Here is a 17,323-nt window from a genome sequence, read left to right as displayed (position 1 = left end):
GCGTCTCAGACCTGTTCCGCTCCGTAGACGACGTTGACGCTGACGCGCACGCTCACGTCGCCGGTCTCGACGCCGGTCGCGGCGTCGCCGCCGTCTCCGCCCCCGGCCATCGCGCTCTCGGCGATCCGGTACGGCGTCACGCCGGCGTCCGCGGTGGAGACGCGGTACGCGCCGGTGACCTCTAGCCCGCTCGAGTTCGCGAGCACGGCCGCGTCGTCGTCGGCGTTCGCCATCGCGTTCTCGATCGCCTGCGCGCGCACCTCGCGCTCCCGCTCCTCGCTCAGCCCGAACTCGATCCGCTCCACCTCGTCGGCGCCCCCGTCGATCGCGACGTCGATGACCTCGCCGACCGCGTCCACGTCGTCGATCGTCAGCGCGTAGCTGTGGACGCCCTGGTACGTCGTGCGATCCGGATTCTCCCGCGTCTCGTAGGACTCGCGCACGTCGTACCGCTCCGTCCGGATGTCGTCCTCGGTGAGCCCCCAGTCGGTCAGCGCCGCCCGGAGCGACTCGTCCGCGGCGGAGAGCTCGTCGCGGACCGCCGCCGAGTCGTCGCCCGTCGCGGTCACCGCCACGCGGACCGTGGCGCGGTCCGGCTGGGCCGTGGCCTCGCCGTCCGCGGTCACTTCGATGCTCCTGTCGAGTGCCGGTTCCTCGCCCGGGGCCGCGTTCGCGGCGGTCCCCGCCTCTCCGGTCGAGCCGGGGAGCCCCGCGCAGCCCGCCAGCGCGACGAGCAGCACGAGCCCGGCCGCGGTCGCCAGTTTTCGATCCATACCCGGGTCGTCGCCGGGGACGCACAATAAGTCGCCGGTGAGACAAAGAGCCGTTTGCGCTATCGGACGCGTCGTCCCGCGTCGCGGTCGATCACGCCCTGTCGTCCGTCTCGTCTTCCATGCCGTCCGTCTCGTCTTCCATGCCGTCCGTCTCGTCTTCCATGCCGTCCGTCTCGTCTTCCATGCCGTCCGTCTCCCCGTCGGCGTCATCGCCGTCCGGATCCTCGTGATCGGTGACGACCGACCGCTCCGGCGGGGGACCCTCTCCTCCACCGTTGTCCTCGTCGTCGCCCTCGTCGCCGTCGCCGTCGCTCTCGTCAGGGTCCTCGTGGTCGGTGATCACCGCCGGCTCGGCCGGCTCGTCGTCGGTTTCCTCCGCCGTGAACTCCTCGTCCTCGGCGTCTCCCCCGTCGTCCGAGCCGCTGACCGCGAGCGGCGCGGGGCCGGAGTCGTCGGGGCCGGAGAGCTCGGCTCCTTGCGACGCGTCGGGGTCGCGCTCGACCCCGCCGTCCGGCGGGCCGGAGACCCGTCGTCCCGAGCCGAACAGCCGCTCGCGGATCGAGCGGCTGCTGGGGCGCTCGGCGAGCAGCACCGAGCAGTCGACGTCGTGGATCACGTCCAGGTGCAGCGAGTTCGAGACGAGCCGGGAGAGGAGCCCCTTCTCGGTCGCTCCGATGATGACGAGGGTGTTGTTCGCGGCCTCTCGCGCGATCGCGTCCTCGACGTCGCCGCCGTCGTCGACGACCGTCCTCGCGTCTGTGAGGCCGTGCTCGGTCGCCCAGTTGGCGAGGAATCCCTCGCCAGCGGTTCGGTTCTCCGGACCGTCGACGACGTGTAACACCGTCACCTCGGCGCCGGCGGTCCGCGAGAGCACGCTCGCGACCTCCGCGCCGAGCGCCGAGTCCGGCCCCCCGGAGGTGGGGAGGAGCACCTTCGAGGTGTCGAGGTCGCTCTCGCTCAGGATGAGGAAGTCGCAGGGGAGCTGGTTGGTGAGCTCGTCGATCGGGCGCTCCGCGCGGGCGGCGCTCCACAGCTGGTCCTCGCCCCAGCCCATCAGCACGGCCTCCGGGCGGGTCCGGCGGGCCATGTTGAACACCTCCTCGAACGAGCGGTGCGAGACGACGGTCGACGTGGAGACGTCGACGTCGTACCCCTCGGCGGTGTCGCGGAGGCCGGCCATCCCCTCCTCGGAGACGTCGGCGATCCGGCCCGCGCCGGCCGACAGCGACATCCGCTCCGGCGCCTGCACGACGTGGACGATGTGGACGAGCCCGTCCTCGTGGTCGCTCGCGAGGCGGCTCGCGAGCTCGACGATCGGCCCGTCGGTCCGCGGGTTCGTGATCGGGACCATGATCCGGTGGCCCTCGTTGGCGAACAGCGTCGCCTCCGTGGCGTCCAGGATCGGGACGTACGAGCGCCCCGCGGCCCGGCCGAGCACCCATTCTGGCACCGTCAGCCGGCGGTTCATCCCCTCGAAGCGCGCCTCCTCTAACCGCTCCTCGCTGGTCTGGAAGTAGTTCACGATCGTGACGAGCACCACCCCGCCGATGGTGTTGCCCAGAAGCACCGGGAGGACGAAGCCGCCGAGCCCGCCGGCGAGGGTGATCCCGCCGGTGTACAGCCCGAGCTGCTGCGCGAACAGCAGGTACAGCACCTCGGTGAACGAGACCACGACGTGGTAGAGGTTTCCGAGCGGGATCGCGAGGAACGCGAGGTAGACGACGAGCAGGCGGGTGACGGAGTTGGTGGAGGCGAAGCCGACCCAGACGACGCCGGCGACGATGAGTCCGGCCATCGCGGCCTTGAAGAAGAGCGGCCAGAAGCCGACGTCGAGCCCGCCCGTCGAGATGTAGATCGCGGCGTCGACGACGCCCTCCTCCGAGAAGACGCCGCCGTACGAGAGCACGATCGCGCCGAACGCGCCCCCCGTGAAGTTCCCGGCGAGGACGATCCCCCAGTGGCGCAGCAGCGTCGGCAGGCTGGCGAGCCGTTCCAGGGTCAGCGCCACCGGCGGGAGCGTGTTCTCGGTGTACAGCTGGTACCCCCCGATGATGATGTAGACGAACCCGAGCGGATAGAGGAGGACGCTCAGGATCGGGTGGGTGTCGGTGGCGGCGGTCAGCGAGACGTACAGCATGAACGTGATCGTGATCGCCAGCCCCGCGGCGACGCCGCTGAAGAACAGTTCGCGTCCGCCGGAGGTCACCTCCTCGTCCGCGGCGGCGACGATCCGCTGGAACACCTCGTCCGACGAGAAGCGGTCTCGGACCGCCTCGCCGACCGCCGGCGCTCCGCTCTGGGAGCGCTCGACGACCTCGCGTATCGAGTCGTCGTCGGGCCGTTTCGAATCGGTCACTGTGCTACGGCACTCGGGCCGCGTTAAAAAGTACTTCCACTTTCGGCATGTGCCCGCGAAACCGCCGATCCTGGTGTTCTGTTCGGGATCGACCCGAGCTTTCCCCGCATTCGCCGAGAAACCGGATCGGTCGGTCGGTACGCCGCCGCGGCGCCGGATCAGGCGCGCTCGACCGTCACGAGCCGCACCTCCACCCGCACGTCCTCCCGGATCGTCGCCTCGATCCGGCGGTCGAGGGCCTCGGCGACTCCCCCGACGTCGCTGCCCGGGGGCGCCCCGACCGTGACCACCACGCGCTCGGTGTCGAGGGGCGGGACGGTTCCGCCGCGCTCGACCTCGAGTTCGATCAGCTCCATCCCGGCGTCCATCGCGGCCAGCTCGTCGCCGACGGCGGTCCGGACGTCGGCCTCGGTCGTCGAGGCGACGTACGAGTCGTACGTGACTCCGCCGAGGAACACCGACAGCACCGCGATGGCGGCGACGAGGACCGCGACGCGTTTCACGAACGCCGCTCGCGCGTCGTCCTCGCGGAACCACCGCTGGGGCCGGTACCCCTCGTACCACAGCACCACCAGCGCCGAGAGGTTGATCGAGAGGACGTTCACCGCGACGATCACGCCCGCGCCGACCACGAGCCGGGGGATCTGAAAGGCGATCCCGATGCCGACGGCGGCCGCCGGCGGGATGAGCGCCACCGCGATCATCACGCCGACGAGCGTCGCGGAGACGCCCGTCATCAGCGACACGATCCCGGCGACGCCGGCGCCGATAGCCACGACGAGCACCAGGACGTTCGGGGCGAGCCGCTCGGAGACCTCGGCGAGTTCGAGCGGGTCGATCCCGGGGGGTACGAGCGCCAGAGACCGGATCGCGAACGCGAACAGCGTCGCGGCCCCCACCGCGACGACGACGCCGAGCACCTGCATCCGCACGCCGCGCCGGAACATCTCCTCGTCGTCGACGACGGTGCCGATCGCCGCCGACATCGCGGGACCGATCAGGGGGGCGATCACCATCGACCCCACGACGGTCGCCGGCGAGTCGAGCAGGAGGCCGGCGGTCGCGATCACCGCCGAGATGACGGTCATCAGCACGTAGGTCCCGAGCCCGGAGGCGAGGTCGTCCGCCTTCGCCTGCAGCTCCTCGCGGGAGATCCGGTCGCCGCCGCGCTCGGACTCCTCGGCGTACTCCTCCTCGAGCGCCTCGAACCGCCGGGAGATGACGGTCTCGGCTGCGACGATGACGGTGTAGGTGCTCTCGTCGATCCCCGCCTCGCGGAGGCGTTCGAGGACGGGCTCGACCGCGGCGGTGGGGAGCGGGAACGTCGCGACCGCGGTGTACTCGCGCCCGCTCGTCTCGTCGGTGACGACGTAGTCGACCCCCTCCTCGTCGAGCGCGCGGACCACGGCCGCGCGCTTCCCCGCCGGGATCATGACCTGAACGAGTCGCACGGTGGGTGGTCGCGCCGCCGGCTCTTATATCGGGCGGTGGGGACGGCGGGCCGACCTCCGACCGGCCTCGCGAGAAACGGAACTTTAATGCGCGAATCCCTCGCACCTTCGGACAAGAATGCTCTCGCCGCTGGCTATCGACACGTTCCTGCTCGATTACCATCTCGGGCACGTCATACTGCTCGGGTTCATCGTCTCGCTGCTCGGAGCCGCGCCGCTGAAGTCCCAGCGCGTGATCGCCTCCGTCTTCGCCGGCTTCGGGCTGATCTTCTTCGTGGCGCCGTACACGACGATGCCCAAGACGTACATCCTGATCGGGATTCCGCTCATGCTTATCGGCGCGCTGCTGTGGACGATGGCCGATAGCTGATCGGCGCGCGCCACCGTTTGCGGCCCTTTTCGTCGCTCCGCTCGCTCCCCACCCAGCGGCGCGGTCGGAGCCGGTCGTCGCTCCCGTCCGTCGTTGTTCGATCCCGCTCCTTTTTGCACCCCGGGCGACACCTCTCGCCATGGTCACGGTACGGGCACCCGCCACGAGCGCGAACCTCGGCAGCGGGTTCGACGTGTTCGGGGCGGCCCTCACGCGGCCGGCCGACGTCGTCACCGTCGAGAAGGCGGCGGAGACGACGATCGAGGTCACCGGCGTCGGCGCGCAGTACATCCCCGAGGACCCCGAGAAGAACACGGTCGGCGCGGTCGTCGAGGCCCTCGACGCGCCCGCTCGCATCCACATCGACAAGGGTGTCCGCCCGGCCTCCGGGCTCGGTTCCTCGGCCGCCAGCGCCGCGGGCGCCGCGGTCGCGCTCAACCGGCTGTACGACCGCGGGCTCTCCCGCTCCGAGCTGGTCCCGATCGCCGCGGAGGGGGAGGCGGTCGTCTCCGGCGTCGCGCACTCGGACAACGTCGCGCCCTCGATCCTCGGCGGGTTCACGGTGACGACGAGCGAGGCGACCCACGCGGTCGACGCCGCGGTCCCGCTCGTCGTCTGTCTCCCCGACGTCGCGGTCTCCACTCGGGACGCGCGCCGAGTCGTCCCCGATAGCGCGCCGATGGACGACCTCGTCGAGACCGTCGGGAACGCGGCGACGCTCGCCATCGGGATGTGTCGCTCCGACCCCGCCCTCGTCGGCGCCGGCATGAACGACCCCGTCGTCACCCCGGAGCGCGCACGTCTCATCACGGGATACGACGAGGTTCGCGCCGCCGCCTTCGACGCCGGCGCCGCGGGCGTCACCGTCAGCGGCGCTGGCCCCGCTATCATCGCCGTCTGCCGCGAGGACCGCCGGCGAGGGATCGCGGCCGCGATGCTCGACGCCTTCTCCGGCGCCGGCATCGACGCCCGCGCCTACCAGACCCGGATCGGAAAGGGGTCGACGGTGTTGGAGGGGTAGGGGCGGGCGACGGGACTCTACCTGAGCCGCGCTCAACAGTTGTTCTCGATCTCCGCGGCCTCCCAGACCTCGTCGACGAACGCCTCCCGGTCGAGCTCTCCGCGATCGAACGCCACCGCGGTCTCGGCGCAGACGTGCCACGTCCCGGTCGTGCACTCGTGGAGCGAGGTGGCCCGCAGCGACACGCCGTCCGGCCGATTCGACGCGAACGCCGCGGACAGCGCCGAGATCTCATCCCGAAACCGGTCCTCTCCGGCGTGGAGGGCGCCGTGATACCTGATCTCCCAGACGTCTCCGCCTTCGCTGAACCCGACCCGCTCGACGCCGTCGTCGGTGAACCGGGTCACCCCGTCGGTCTCCGCCTCGACGGCGGCCAAGAGCTCTCGGGCACCGGGATTCTCGGGGGTCTCGTTCGCCGCGAGGAATCGCTCCTCGCCGTCGCCGGCGGTCGCCGGGGTCTGCGCGCAGCCACTGTCTGCGGTATCGCCGTCATCACCCTCCTCTCCGGGCGTTCCTCGGAGACACCCCGCGAGCGCCGCCGCGAGACACCCCGCGGCTCCGGTGAGGCAGCCTCGTCGGTTCATACGCTCGCTACTTCGGGCTCGCGAGTAATTATGTTGGGTGCTAACGCTCCGGTGTGGTTTTAGCGTCGATGGGTCGCCGACACCCGTCGCTCCCGTCGTACGCGGAAACCGCACCGAAATCGGAAAATGCTACTTAAACGCCGCGGCCCTGCAGCTTCTCTTCTTCGGCCATGTCCGCGTTCGACTGGCCCTTCATCCCCTTGCCGGGGCTCTTCGCAATCTCCTTGAGCTTCTCGGGGTCGTCGTAGTTGTTGACCGCCGCGACGATGGACTCGCCCATCGCCGGGGGGTTCTCCGCGCCGAAGATACCCGACCCGACGAAGATGCCGTCACAGCCGTGTTGCATCATGAGCGCGGCGTCGGCGGGCGTCGCGATGCCGCCGGCCGCGAAGTTGACGACCGGGAGGCGACCGCGGTCCGCCGTCTCGTGGACGAGCTCCCGGGGGGCGCCGTGTTCGCGGGCCCACTCGTCGCGCTCCTCGTACGCCATCCCTTCGAGCTGACCGATAGCACGCTGGATATTGCGCTGATGGGTGACCGCCTGGTTCACGTCGCCGGTTCCCGCTTCGCCCTTCGTACGGATCATCGCCGCGCCCTCGTCGATACGGCGGAGCGCCTCGGGGAGGTTCCGCGCCCCGCAGACGAACGGAGCGGTGAACTCGCGCTTGTCGATGTGGTAGCGGTCGTCGGCCTGCGTCAGCACCTCGGACTCGTCGACCATGTCGGCGCCCGCGGCTTCCAAGATCTGTGCCTCGGCGGTGTGGCCGATCCGAGCCTTGCCCATCACGGGAATAGACACCTCTTCGATGACTTCTTCGAGTTTCCCCGGGTCGGCCATCCGAGCGACGCCGCCGCGCTTGCGGATGTCGGCCGGGACCGATTCGAGGTGCATCACTGCGACCGCCCCGGCATCCTCGGCGATCCGAGCCTGCTCGCGGTTGACGACGTCCATGATGACTCCGCCCTTCTGCATCTGTGCGAAGCCGCGCTTGACTAGGTCAGTCCCGCGTTTTAGTCCCTCCAGGTCGGTGTCCTCTGCCATATCCTATATGTGGCTCCCCGACCACTTAACGGGTCGCTTTCGCCCGGAATCGACTCGCGTTTCCTCGACGTACCAGCCCGCCGTGAGCCGCTTCCATGTCGGCCTCGCCACGTCGACTCCGTCGCCACCGCAACGGCGAAGTCCCCGCCGCTCGCAGATCCGTTCGTGACCACCGGAGCCATCGTCGCCGGCGGGCGCTCGACCCGCTTCGGCGACCGCGACAAGTCCGTCGCCGCGCTCGCCGGGACGCCGATGATCCGCCGGGTCGCGGACCGGCTCGCGGGGGCGGACGACCCGGTCCCGCCGGGTGCGGCCCGCGCATCGGAGGGTGACCCCGTCGTCGACGACCTCGTGATCAACTGCCGGCCCGACCAGCGCGAGGCGATCGCGACCGCGCTGGCGGGGCTCTCGCTCCCGGTTACCTGGGCGCTCGACGGCGAGCCCGACCTCGGGCCGACCGCCGGGATCCGCAACGCCTGCCGGGCCGCCCCCTCCGAGTACGTCGCCGTCGTCGCCTGCGACATGCCGTTCGTCGACCCGGAGTTCCTCGCCTCGCTCCGCGAGGACGCGGCGGGCCGCGAGGCCGCGGTCCCGCGGCTCGACGACCGATGGCTCCAGACGACGCAGGCGGTCTACCGCGCCGACGCGATGGCCGACGCCTGTGATCGCGCGCTCGCCCGCGGCGACCGGAAGGTGTTGGCGGCGTTAGAGGAACTGGACCGGGTCGTCGTCGGCGCCGAGGCGATCCGCTCGCGGACGACGGAACGGACGTTCACGAACGTCAACACCCGAGCGGAGCTCTCGGAGGCGGAGGACGCGATCGCGGAGGCGGTCGGGGCGGCCGGTAACGGCGACGGTCAGGAGTAATCCCGCGCCCCCAACGCCCCTCAGTTCTTCAGGAGCTCGTACGCCTCGTTCAGCTCCTTGAACGTCTCCTCGTCGCCGTCCTCACCGTCGGGGTGGAGCCGCTTCGCCCGCTCCCGGTACGTCTCGCGGATCGTCTCTTGGTCCGCGGTCCGGTTGAGGCCGAGCGTCTCGTACGCGTCGCGCTCGGTCATCCCGGCGGTCGGCGGGGCGCGGTCCCGGGGGTCCCGTCGTCCGCCAGCGCCCGGGCCGCGCGCACCGGGACCGCCCGTGCTCCGCGCGCCGCCGGCCGCCGCGCCGCCGAACCCGCCGTCTGTCGCGCCCGCGGTCCGGCGCGCGGAGCGGCGGTGTTCGGCCGTCCGGGCGCGGCGTCGCGCCCGCTCGCGCTCGGTCGGGCCGGCGTGAGCGGCCTCCCGGCGGACCCGATCGCGGAGCTTGCCGCTGGCGTGGTACCAGAGGAAGTACGAGACCACGCCGAACGGGACGGCCACGGCCAGCAGGACGGGCGAGACCACGACCCCGGCGACGAGCAGCAGGGCCGTCAGCCCGATGAACGTCGCCGCCATGCCGACGATGATCGTCCGATTCGTCACACGCGTACTGAGGCGTCCATCGTTGTAAGGCTCCCGGCGGCCCGCGCCGTCGCTCGGCGGGTTCTCCTCCCGCCCGCCGCCCTCCGTACCGTTTATGCTCACGGGCGCCCGGGTTCGCGGTATGCCAACCCCGGACCGAGCGGTCGCGACGGGGCTCCCGCCGGGCGTCGCCGCCGCCCGCGAGGAGCTCACGCCGATGCTCTCGCAGTACGCGGACCTGTGTGCCGCCCACGAGGACGCGCTGGTGCTGTTCCAGGTCGGCGATTTCTACGAGGCGTTCTGCGAGGCGGCCGAGGTCGTCGCGCGGGTCTGCGAGGTGACGCTCACGGAGCGCTCCGACTCCACCGGCGACTACCCGATGGCGGGGATCCCGATCGACAACGCCGCTCCGTACCTCGAGTCGCTGCTCGACGCCGGCTACCGCGTCGCCGTCGGCGACCAGGTCGAGGACGCCGAGCAGGCGTCCGGGCTGGTCGACCGCGCCGTCACCGAAGTGATCACGCCCGGAACCGTCGTCGAGGACGACCTGCTGGAGGCGGGGACGACGAACTACGTGGCGGCGGTGGCCGCGAGCGACGGGGGCGAAGTCGGCTCCGAGATCGAGGTCGGCCTCGCCGCCGTCGACGTCTCCACGGGCGAGTGCCTCGTCACGTCGGGCGACCGCGACGCCGTCGCCGGGGAGCTCGACCGGATCGCGCCGGCGGAACTGATCGCGGGGCCGGACGCCTCCGCCTTCGAGCCCCCGGACGCCGAGAACGGTTGGACGACCCACGAGCACGACCCGAGCGCCTTCGGGCGGCGCGCCGCGACCGAGCGGCTGGAGCCGTACCTCCCGGCCCCGGACCGGCGGTTCGAGGCCGACACCGAGCTGCGCGCGGCCGGGGCGGTGCTCGCGTACGCCGAGTACACGCAGGGCGACGACGGCCCGCTCTCGTACGTCACCCGGATCCGGCGGTACGACCCCCGCGACCGGCTCCGGCTCGACGCGGCCGCCCAGCGCAGCTTGGAGCTGTTCGAGAACCGCGGGCTCGGCGCCAGCGACACCCTGTTCGACGTCCTCGACGAGACGAGCTGCGCGCTCGGCCGACGCTGTCTGGAGCGGTGGCTCCGCCGCCCCCTCGTCGACGCCGACGCGATCCGGCGCCGCCACGACGCGGTCGGCGAGCTGGCCGACCGCACGCTGGCCCGCGAGGGGGTCGCCGACGCGCTCGCGGCCGCCTACGACCTCGAACGCCTCGTCGGGCGCGTCTCTCGGGGCCGGGCCGACGCCCGCGACCTGCGCTCGCTCCACGCGACGCTCGCGGTCGTGCCGGAACTGAAGGCGACGCTGGCGGGTGCTGACGACGCGGGCGGGGGCGGCGCCGGGGACGACGCGGACGAGGCAGACGACAACGACGCCGATCGCCCCCGCACCGACCACCTCCGCGACCTCCGCGACCGCCTCGACGAGCTGGTTGAAATCCGCGAGCTGATCGACGAGGCGATCGCGGTCAACCCCCCGCCCGAGATCACCGACGGCGGCGTGATCCGGGAGGGGTTCGACGACGACCTCGACGCGCTCCGCGCGACCGAGCGCGAGGGCCGCGAGTGGGTCGCCGACCTGGAGGCGGGCGAGCGCGAGCGCACCGGGATCGACTCGCTGTCGGTCGGGCACAACAAGGTCCACGGCTACTACATCGAGGTGACCGACGCCAACCTCGACAGCGTCCCCGACGACTACCGCCGCCGGCAGACGCTGAAGAACAGCGAGCGCTACGTGACGCCCGAGCTGAAGGAGCGCGAGGAGGAGATCGTCGGCGCCGCCGAGCGCGCGGACGCCATGGAGTACGAGCTGTTCGCCGACGTCCGCGAGCGTGTCGCGGCCGAGACGGAGCGGATCCAGGGGCTCGCGGACGCGCTCGCGGAGCTCGACGCGCTCGCGTCGCTGGCGACCGTGGCGGTCGAGGGCGACTACGTCCGCCCGAAAATTCGCGACGACCCCGACGCCGGGATCGAAATCGAGGGGGGTCGCCACCCCGTCGTCGAGCGCGCCGAGGCGTCGTTCGTCCCGAACGACGCCGACCTTCCCCGGGGGTCGGTCGCCGTGATCACGGGGCCGAACATGAGCGGGAAGTCGACGTACATGCGGGCGGTCGCGCTGGCGGTCGTCTTGGCACAGACCGGCTCGTTCGTCCCCGCCCAGGCGGCCTCGCTCCCCGTCTTCGACCGGCTGTTCACACGCGTCGGCGCCTCCGACGACATCGCGGGCGGCCAGTCGACGTTCATGCGCGAGATGAGCGAGCTGACGGAGATCCTCCACGACGCCGGCCCCGACTCGCTCGTCCTCCTCGACGAGGTCGGCCGCGGCACCGCGACGACCGACGGGCGCGCCATCGCCCGCGCGGCCGCCGAGTTCGTCCACGACGAGCTGGGCGCCACCGCGCTGTTCGCCACCCACTACCACGGGCTCACAGACCTCGCCGACGAGCGCGAGCGCGTCTTCAACCTCCACTTTACCGCCACCCGCGAGGACGGTGACGTGACGTTCCTCCACCGGGTCGTCCCCGGCGCCTCCTCCTCGTCGTACGGCGTCGAGGTCGCCGAGCTCGCCGGCGTCCCCGCGCCCGTCGTCGAGCGCTCCCGGTCGCTGGTGGCGGCCGACGAGACGGGCGAACCGTCCGAGGGCGAGGCCGCGTCGGAGGGCGACGGATCGGCGAGTCCGGACGCGTCAACCGACGCGACGACCAGGGCACCAACCGACGGGGCGGATCCAGACGACGTCTCCCTCCGCGAGTTTCTCGCCGAGGAGAGCAGCGATGACGCGACCGGCGACGACGCACCGACCGCGGCCGACGGGACCGAAGTCGGCGAAACCGAGGTCGACGATCCCGGCGTCGCCCCCGAGAGCGACCTCGCCGCCGACCTCCGCGACCTCGACCTCGCCCGGACGACGCCGATCGAGGCGCTGAACGCCCTCCACGACCTCCAGTCGAGGCTCGACGATGGCGGGTGAGGAGCGCGCCGGCGGGGACCGGTCGGACGAGACCGCGAGGCCGGCCCGGGAGGCCCCCCGCGTCCGCCGGCTCGACTCCGCCACGGTCGACCGGATCGCCGCCGGCGAGGTGGTCACCCGGCCGGCGCGGGTCGTCGGCGAGCTGATCGACAACGCGCTCGACGCCGGCGCCTCCGCGGTCGAGGTCGCGGTCGACGGCGACGGCACCGACCGGATCCGGGTCGCCGACGACGGCCGCGGGATGTCCCGCGCGGACGCCCGCCGCGCGGTCGAGCGCCACGCGACGAGCAAGCTCGCGCCCGACGGCGACCCGGTCGGCGTCGCGTCGCTCGGCTTCCGCGGCGAGGCGCTGGCCGCGATCGCCGACGCCGCGCGGCTCGAACTGACGACCAGCGACGGCGACGCCGTGGGGACGCGAGTGGTCGTCGACGGGACGCGGGCGACGGGAGAGGACGAGGGAGGCGATATTGACGTGGCCGACGCCGGGCGCGCCCGCGGAACCACGGTCGTCGTCGAGGACCTGTTCGCGACCCGCCCGGCGCGCCGGGAGTCGCTCGCGGGGGCGGCCGCCGAGTTCGCGCGGGTCTCGTCGCTTGTCGCCGACTACGCGCTCGCGAACCCCGGCGTCGCGTTCGCGCTGGACCACGACGGGTCGACCACGCTGTCGACGCCGGGAACCGGCGTCACGGACGCGCTGTTCGGCGTCTACGACCGCGACACCGCCAGCCGGTCGACCGAGCTCGCGGCGGGCGTCGACGTCGGGACGGACGGGGGGGAACCGCTCTCCGTCGACGTCGCCGGCGCGCTCGCGTACCCCTCGGTGACGCGGGCCTCCCGCGACCACGTCCGGGTGTCGGTGAACGGGCGTCCCGTGCGGAACGACAGGCTCGCGGCCGCGGTCCGGGCCGGGTACGGGCGCCTGATCCCGGACGGGCGCGAGCCGGTGGCCGCCGTCGACGTCGCGGTGCCGCCCGCCCGCGTGGACCCGAACGTCCACCCCGCGAAGCGCGAGGTCGGGCTGCGCGACGCCGACCGGGTCGCGGACGCGGTCGAGTCGGCCGTCGCGGACGCGCTCACGGGCGCCGACCTCCGGCGAAAGGGGGACGTGGACACCGGGATCGAGTCAGCGCTCGACCCGGTCGGCGGGGAGGCGGGCGAGCGGCCCGGGACCTTCGCGGAGGCGGACCCGGTCGGCGTCTTCCGCGACCTCTACCTCCTCGTCGAGGCGGGCGACGAGCTACTGGTCGTCGACGGCCACGCCGCCCACGAGCGCGTGAACTACGAGCGGCTCTCGCGGGCCTTTTCGGATGAGCCGGTGCCGACGGCCGCGCTCGACCCGCCCGCGACCGTCTCGCTGTCGGCCGACGAGGCGGCGGCCGCGGAGGCGCACGGCGACGCGCTGGACGCGCTCGGCTTCGAGGCGGAGCCGTTCGGCGGGGGGACCGTCAGGCTCCGGACCGTCCCGGCGCCGTTCGGGCGGGCGGCCGACGCGGACGCGTTCCGCGACGCGCTCGCGACCCTCGCGGGCGGCGAGTCGCCGCGGGACGCCCGGGAGGCGCTGCTCGCCGACCTGGCGTGTCACCCGTCGCTGAAGCGCGGGGAGATCGGGGGGCTGTCGCGCGGCGAGCAGCGCTCGCTTTTGGACCGGCTCGGCGAGTGCGACCGGCCGTACTCGTGTCCCCACGGGCGGCCGACGGTCCTGTCGGTCGACGAGGCGACGTTCGCGGCCGGGTTCGGGCGGGACCGGTGAGGGCGGTACGTGCGGTGAGGGGGCGGTAACGGTCCCTCTAGGCGGGGCGGTCGCTCGCGCGGTTCTTCCCGTCGCCGTCCAAGCGCTCGACGCGCTCGACCGTCTCGTCCGCCTCCCCCGTCTCCGGCGGGTACGAGACGGTCCGCTGCGGGTACGGGATGGAGATCCCGGCGTCGGCGAACCGGTCCTGGATCAGCTCGACGGCGCTGGCCTTCGAGCGCCACCGGGCCTGCGGCGTCGGCGGGTCGATCCAGAACCGCAGGTCGAGCAGGATCGCGGAGTCGCCGAAGCCGGAGGGGATGACGTACGGCTTCGGGTTGTTGGCGACCGTGTCGATCTCCGTCAGGACGTCCTCGGCGATCTCGCTGGCGGCGTCGGGGTCGTCGTCGTAGCCGATGCCGACCTCCATGTGGATGCGGAGCCGGCCCTCGCGGCTCCGGTTGGTGATCGCCTGGTTGGTGACCAGGTCGTTCGGGACGACGACGTACTCGCCGTCGAAGTTCCGCATGTGGGTGTTCATGATCGTGATCTCGGTGACGAACCCCTCCTGGTCGCCGATCTCGACCCAGTCGCCGATCTCGAACGGGCGCGCGAACATCAGCACGAAGCCGGCGATGAGCGAGCCGAGGGTCTGTCTGGCCGCCATCCCGAGCACGATCCCGAGGAAGCCCGCCCCGACGAGCAGGCCGCCGAGGTTGACGCCCCAGATGCCGAGGACGGTGACGCCCGCGATCACGAGCAGGCCGACCTGCATGATCCGGGTGAGGAGCTGCTCCTGGTGGGCCGTGATGCGGTCGCTGTCGTCCGAGAGGTCCGCGACGTACTCCTCTAACACGTCGCTCGCGACGTAGGCGCCGCCGAGCAGGAGCGCCGAGAGGACGGCCCGCCCGGCGACCGTCGCGGCGTTCTCCGCGACGGGGAGCACCGCGACGACGACCGCGAACTGCCCCCACAGCGTCAGCACGGCGACGGCGGCGAGCGCGAACAGCGCGAGCTGCAGCAGGCCGACGAGCAGCCGTAAGCCGAACGAGACGGGTACCGCCTCGCGGAGCGTCTCGACGGAGGACTCTCCGCGCCCGTCGAGGAAGCGCTCCAGCCGGTCCGCGGTCACCCGCTCGCCGGCGCGGACGATCCGGGGGAGCAGCAGCCATCCGATAAGCGCCGTCAGGAGGAGAATGCCGACCGTCACGGCGAGCCGGGCCTCCGTCGTGGCGACACCGCCCAGCGTCGCGTCGATCCAGGGGCCGAGTCGTGCGGTCACTTCCTCCGTATTCGTCGTCGGCGTTAAAAATGCACCTCCGCGGCTATCGATTCGGAGAACCGGACCCGGACGGCGGTCCCGGTCTCAGCGCCCGCGCCGGAGTTCCTCGATCAGCCGTTCGATGAGCGCCGACTGCCTGTCGAGCCGCTCGGACTGCTCCTCGACGACGCGGCGGAGCTCGGCAACCTCCGTTGCGAGGTCCTCGCCCTCGACGCCCGCGGTCTCGAACGGGGACCCGTCGAAGCCGTCGTCGGTCGGCGCCGCGCCCTCTCGCGCGGCGGGCTCGTCGGAGTCGGCCGGCGCGGCCCCATCGGACGGGGCGGTCCCCTCCGCGGGCGGCTCCCCGGCGGTGTCGCTCGCGAAGTCAGCGCCGTCTCCCGGGTCGACGTCGACCGCCGATTCCTCGGCCGGGCTCTCGGCCAGCGGGTCGGCGTCGGCCGCGCGACCGGCGACGGCGTCGTCGCTCGCGCTCCCGGCGGTCTCGCCCAGCGGGTCGGGACCGTCACCGGAGTCGGCGTCGTCGACGGGACCGGGGTCGTCTCCGGGTTCGGCGCCGGCGACGTCGGTCGCGGACGCGCCCGCGGGGTCGTCCTCCGTGGCGCCCGTCGCGGCGGTCGGATCGGCGTCGCCGACCCCCGCCGAGAGGGGGTCCGCCGCCGCGTCCGCGTCGCTCTCGGCGTCCGTCCCCGGCTCGGCGTTCGTCCCCGGCTCGGTGTCGGCTCGCGTCCCGGCCGCCGCCTCCGCTTCGGCCTCCGCGTCGGCGACGGGCGAGGCGGAGAGGGGGTCGGGCCCCTCGCCGAAGTCGGTCGCGCCGTCGGCGTCCGCGTCGGCCTGGGGCTCCTCGTCGTCGGCGACGGTGACGCGGAACTCCTCCAGACTGTCGACGCCGTGGTACGCGCAGACGGCGTCCACGAGGGTTTCGCGGAGCGCGCGGGCGGACTCGTTGGGGGCCTTGAAGCGCTCGGAGCGGCCGCCGTGGGCGAGCACGACCGCGGTCGCGACCGTCCCCTCCTCGAAGTCGAGGTCGGTGAGGTCGGCGAACGGGAACTCCTCGAACTCGTCGTCCCAGACGGCGGAGCCGACGTGTTTGACCAGTCGGTCGCTGGTGACGACGAGGGTGAGCTCCGAGAAGCGGAAGGTGCGGAGGACCGACTCGCCGGGGTCGGTGACGCCGGTCGCCGAGAGGACGCCGGCGAGGATCGGGTGGAGCGCCTCGTCGGCGCGCTTCGCCGGCAGCGAGAGGGTCTCGTCGCCGTCGAGGCCGTAGCCGAGGGTGAGTTTCGCCTTGCGGCGGCCCGTCGAGACCGCGATGCGCTCGACGTCGTGGGAGTACTCCGCGACCGACTCGTCCGACAGCAGCCCGTCGCCGCGATAGACGAGCGTCCGCGTCGGCGTCACCGCGAGCCGGTCGTCTCCTCCCAGCGAGACCTCGGCGACGGCGTCCTCGTCGCCGACGGTCTCCGCGAGCAGGTCGGGAAGGCTCATACCCCGGAATTTTCCCCGTCCCGCATAAATCCGCGGGGTCCGATTCTCGGATCGGTCACCTCGGGCACCGCCGCGACCGGCGGCCCCGTCGCCGCCCTCTGTCACCGCCTCACATCCCTCCGACGGATGGGAAGCTTAAAGGGTCTCATCGCGGTACGAGAAGGTGAGGCCGGGTGGCTTAGCTGGACATAGCGCCGCACTCATAGGGTTCGGAGATTCGGTGCGGTGACGCCTTGGAAGCGTCCGCGTCCTTCCCGTGGCTCCGCCGAGCCTCGGACCTGGGACATGCGGAGATCGTGGGTTCGGAGCCCACCCCGGCCACTACCCCAGTTCGTTACAACGGCCAGCCGCGGCGTTACCTTCTGAGTGTGCTCTTCGCGCGAAATACGACGGCGGAGTGACAACAACTGAGGTAAGCCGTAATTATATCCCAATCAACTGTCTCTTGTCAGACGCTGAAGCGCCGATGGACGTGTCGCCGTGACAGCGCAGTTCAGCGGTCGCTTCAGCGTTGCTTTGTGTTTCTCTCGTACGTACGCGCGCTAAGAACTCACCCCGCGATTTTGTCTCGATAGCGATATTTATGCCAGATTGCGACTCGCCGCGATCCCCGCTCAATAGCTGATCGGCCGTCTCAGGCCCCAACGAGCCATTGTGATGGGTTCACACACCCTAAACACCACACAAAGTATTTATAGCGAACGCTGTATGTTTCGCTTGCAACCCCTACCCAAATGACTGCAGTACTGAGTACCATGCACCGAGTCCGGTCGCACTCTGA

General features: G+C 72.0%; 13 protein-coding genes and 1 tRNA gene. 6 read left to right on the top strand and 8 right to left on the bottom strand.

The window, feature by feature from the left end; translation table 11 throughout:
- Window positions 1-5: 5 nt before the first annotated feature.
- From FGM06_RS02960 to FGM06_RS02950, 3 genes are all read right to left on the bottom strand, one after another.
- On the bottom strand, window positions 6-773 hold the full coding sequence (locus FGM06_RS02960; RefSeq protein WP_144797385.1) for an SIMPL domain-containing protein: 768 nt from the start codon (window positions 771-773) through the stop codon (window positions 6-8).
- Window positions 774-864: 91 nt separating this feature from the next.
- Window positions 865-3,129: a formate/nitrite transporter family protein gene (locus tag FGM06_RS02955; RefSeq protein WP_144797383.1), complete on the bottom strand. Its 2,265-nt coding sequence runs from the start codon at window positions 3,127-3,129 to the stop codon at window positions 865-867.
- Window positions 3,130-3,287: 158 nt separating this feature from the next.
- On the bottom strand, window positions 3,288-4,562 hold the full coding sequence (locus FGM06_RS02950; protein WP_144798512.1) for a TIGR00341 family protein: 1,275 nt from the start codon (window positions 4,560-4,562) through the stop codon (window positions 3,288-3,290).
- Window positions 4,563-4,698: 136 nt separating this feature from the next.
- Between FGM06_RS02950 and FGM06_RS02945 the strand changes: the two genes are divergently transcribed.
- Together FGM06_RS02945 and FGM06_RS02940 are read left to right on the top strand one after the other, a co-directional pair.
- A complete protein-coding gene (locus FGM06_RS02945) occupies window positions 4,699-4,950 on the top strand; it encodes a hypothetical protein (RefSeq protein WP_144797381.1) in 252 nt (83 codons plus the stop codon).
- Window positions 4,951-5,089: 139 nt separating this feature from the next.
- Entirely contained in the window at window positions 5,090-5,971 is an 882-nt protein-coding gene (locus FGM06_RS02940) for a homoserine kinase (protein WP_144797378.1), read from the top strand.
- Between the two features lie 32 nt (window positions 5,972-6,003).
- Here FGM06_RS02940 and FGM06_RS02935 read toward each other — a convergent pair whose 3' ends face one another.
- Entirely contained in the window at window positions 6,004-6,555 is a 552-nt protein-coding gene (locus tag FGM06_RS02935; protein ID WP_144797376.1) for a hypothetical protein, read from the bottom strand.
- Window positions 6,556-6,688: 133 nt separating this feature from the next.
- A complete protein-coding gene (gene pdxS, locus FGM06_RS02930) occupies window positions 6,689-7,597 on the bottom strand; it encodes a pyridoxal 5'-phosphate synthase lyase subunit PdxS (protein ID WP_144797374.1) in 909 nt (302 codons plus the stop codon).
- Window positions 7,598-7,762: 165 nt separating this feature from the next.
- Between pdxS and mobA the strand changes: the two genes are divergently transcribed.
- Window positions 7,763-8,464 carry a molybdenum cofactor guanylyltransferase gene (gene mobA, locus FGM06_RS02925; protein WP_144797372.1) on the top strand — a complete coding sequence of 234 codons (702 nt, stop codon included), beginning with the start codon at window positions 7,763-7,765 and terminating at the stop codon, window positions 8,462-8,464.
- Between the two features lie 20 nt (window positions 8,465-8,484).
- Here mobA and FGM06_RS02920 read toward each other — a convergent pair whose 3' ends face one another.
- Complete coding sequence (locus tag FGM06_RS02920; protein ID WP_144797370.1) at window positions 8,485-9,054, bottom strand: J domain-containing protein; 570 nt, start codon at window positions 9,052-9,054, stop codon at window positions 8,485-8,487.
- Between the two features lie 121 nt (window positions 9,055-9,175).
- Here FGM06_RS02920 and mutS point away from each other — a divergent pair, with 121 nt between their 5' ends.
- Both mutS and mutL read left to right on the top strand, forming a co-directional pair.
- A complete protein-coding gene (mutS, locus tag FGM06_RS02915; RefSeq protein ID WP_144797368.1) occupies window positions 9,176-12,046 on the top strand; it encodes a DNA mismatch repair protein MutS in 2,871 nt (956 codons plus the stop codon).
- On the top strand, window positions 12,036-13,796 hold the full coding sequence (gene mutL / locus FGM06_RS02910; protein WP_144797366.1) for a DNA mismatch repair endonuclease MutL: 1,761 nt from the start codon (window positions 12,036-12,038) through the stop codon (window positions 13,794-13,796). Before mutS ends, mutL begins: the two co-directional genes overlap by 11 nt.
- A 37-nt stretch (window positions 13,797-13,833) precedes the next feature.
- Here mutL and FGM06_RS02905 read toward each other — a convergent pair whose 3' ends face one another.
- Window positions 13,834-15,057, bottom strand: a complete 1,224-nt coding sequence (locus FGM06_RS02905; RefSeq protein WP_186310953.1) for a mechanosensitive ion channel family protein — start codon at window positions 15,055-15,057, stop codon at window positions 13,834-13,836.
- Window positions 15,058-15,141: 84 nt separating this feature from the next.
- On the bottom strand, window positions 15,142-16,542 hold the full coding sequence (locus FGM06_RS02900) for a DUF7115 domain-containing protein (protein ID WP_144797363.1): 1,401 nt from the start codon (window positions 16,540-16,542) through the stop codon (window positions 15,142-15,144).
- A gap of 167 nt (window positions 16,543-16,709) precedes the next feature.
- On the opposite strand from FGM06_RS02900, the gene FGM06_RS15935 reads away from it, so the two are divergent.
- A tRNA-Met gene (locus tag FGM06_RS15935) sits at window positions 16,710-16,863 on the top strand.
- Window positions 16,864-17,323 lie beyond the last annotated feature (460 nt).

Source organism: Halorubrum depositum, assembly GCF_007671725.1.
Taxonomy (GTDB): Archaea; Halobacteriota; Halobacteria; order Halobacteriales; family Haloferacaceae; genus Halorubrum; species Halorubrum depositum.
The sequence above is the reverse complement of the archived record's forward strand: the minus strand, read 5'-3'. Positions and strand labels throughout refer to the sequence as shown.

Coding starts and splice junctions, on each gene's coding strand:
- FGM06_RS02960 (WP_144797385.1), bottom strand. CDS start 773: ATGGATCGAAAACTGGCGACCGCGGCCGGGCTCGTGCTGCTCGTCGCG.
- FGM06_RS02950 (WP_144798512.1), bottom strand. CDS start 4,562: ATGATCCCGGCGGGGAAGCGCGCGGCCGTGGTCCGCGCGCTCGACGAG.
- FGM06_RS02945 (WP_144797381.1), top strand. CDS start 4,699: ATGCTCTCGCCGCTGGCTATCGACACGTTCCTGCTCGATTACCATCTC.
- FGM06_RS02940 (WP_144797378.1), top strand. CDS start 5,090: ATGGTCACGGTACGGGCACCCGCCACGAGCGCGAACCTCGGCAGCGGG.
- FGM06_RS02935 (WP_144797376.1), bottom strand. CDS start 6,555: ATGAACCGACGAGGCTGCCTCACCGGAGCCGCGGGGTGTCTCGCGGCG.
- pdxS (WP_144797374.1), bottom strand. CDS start 7,597: ATGGCAGAGGACACCGACCTGGAGGGACTAAAACGCGGGACTGACCTA.
- mutS (WP_144797368.1), top strand. CDS start 9,176: ATGCCAACCCCGGACCGAGCGGTCGCGACGGGGCTCCCGCCGGGCGTC.
- mutL (WP_144797366.1), top strand. CDS start 12,036: ATGGCGGGTGAGGAGCGCGCCGGCGGGGACCGGTCGGACGAGACCGCG.
- FGM06_RS02900 (WP_144797363.1), bottom strand. CDS start 16,542: ATGAGCCTTCCCGACCTGCTCGCGGAGACCGTCGGCGACGAGGACGCC.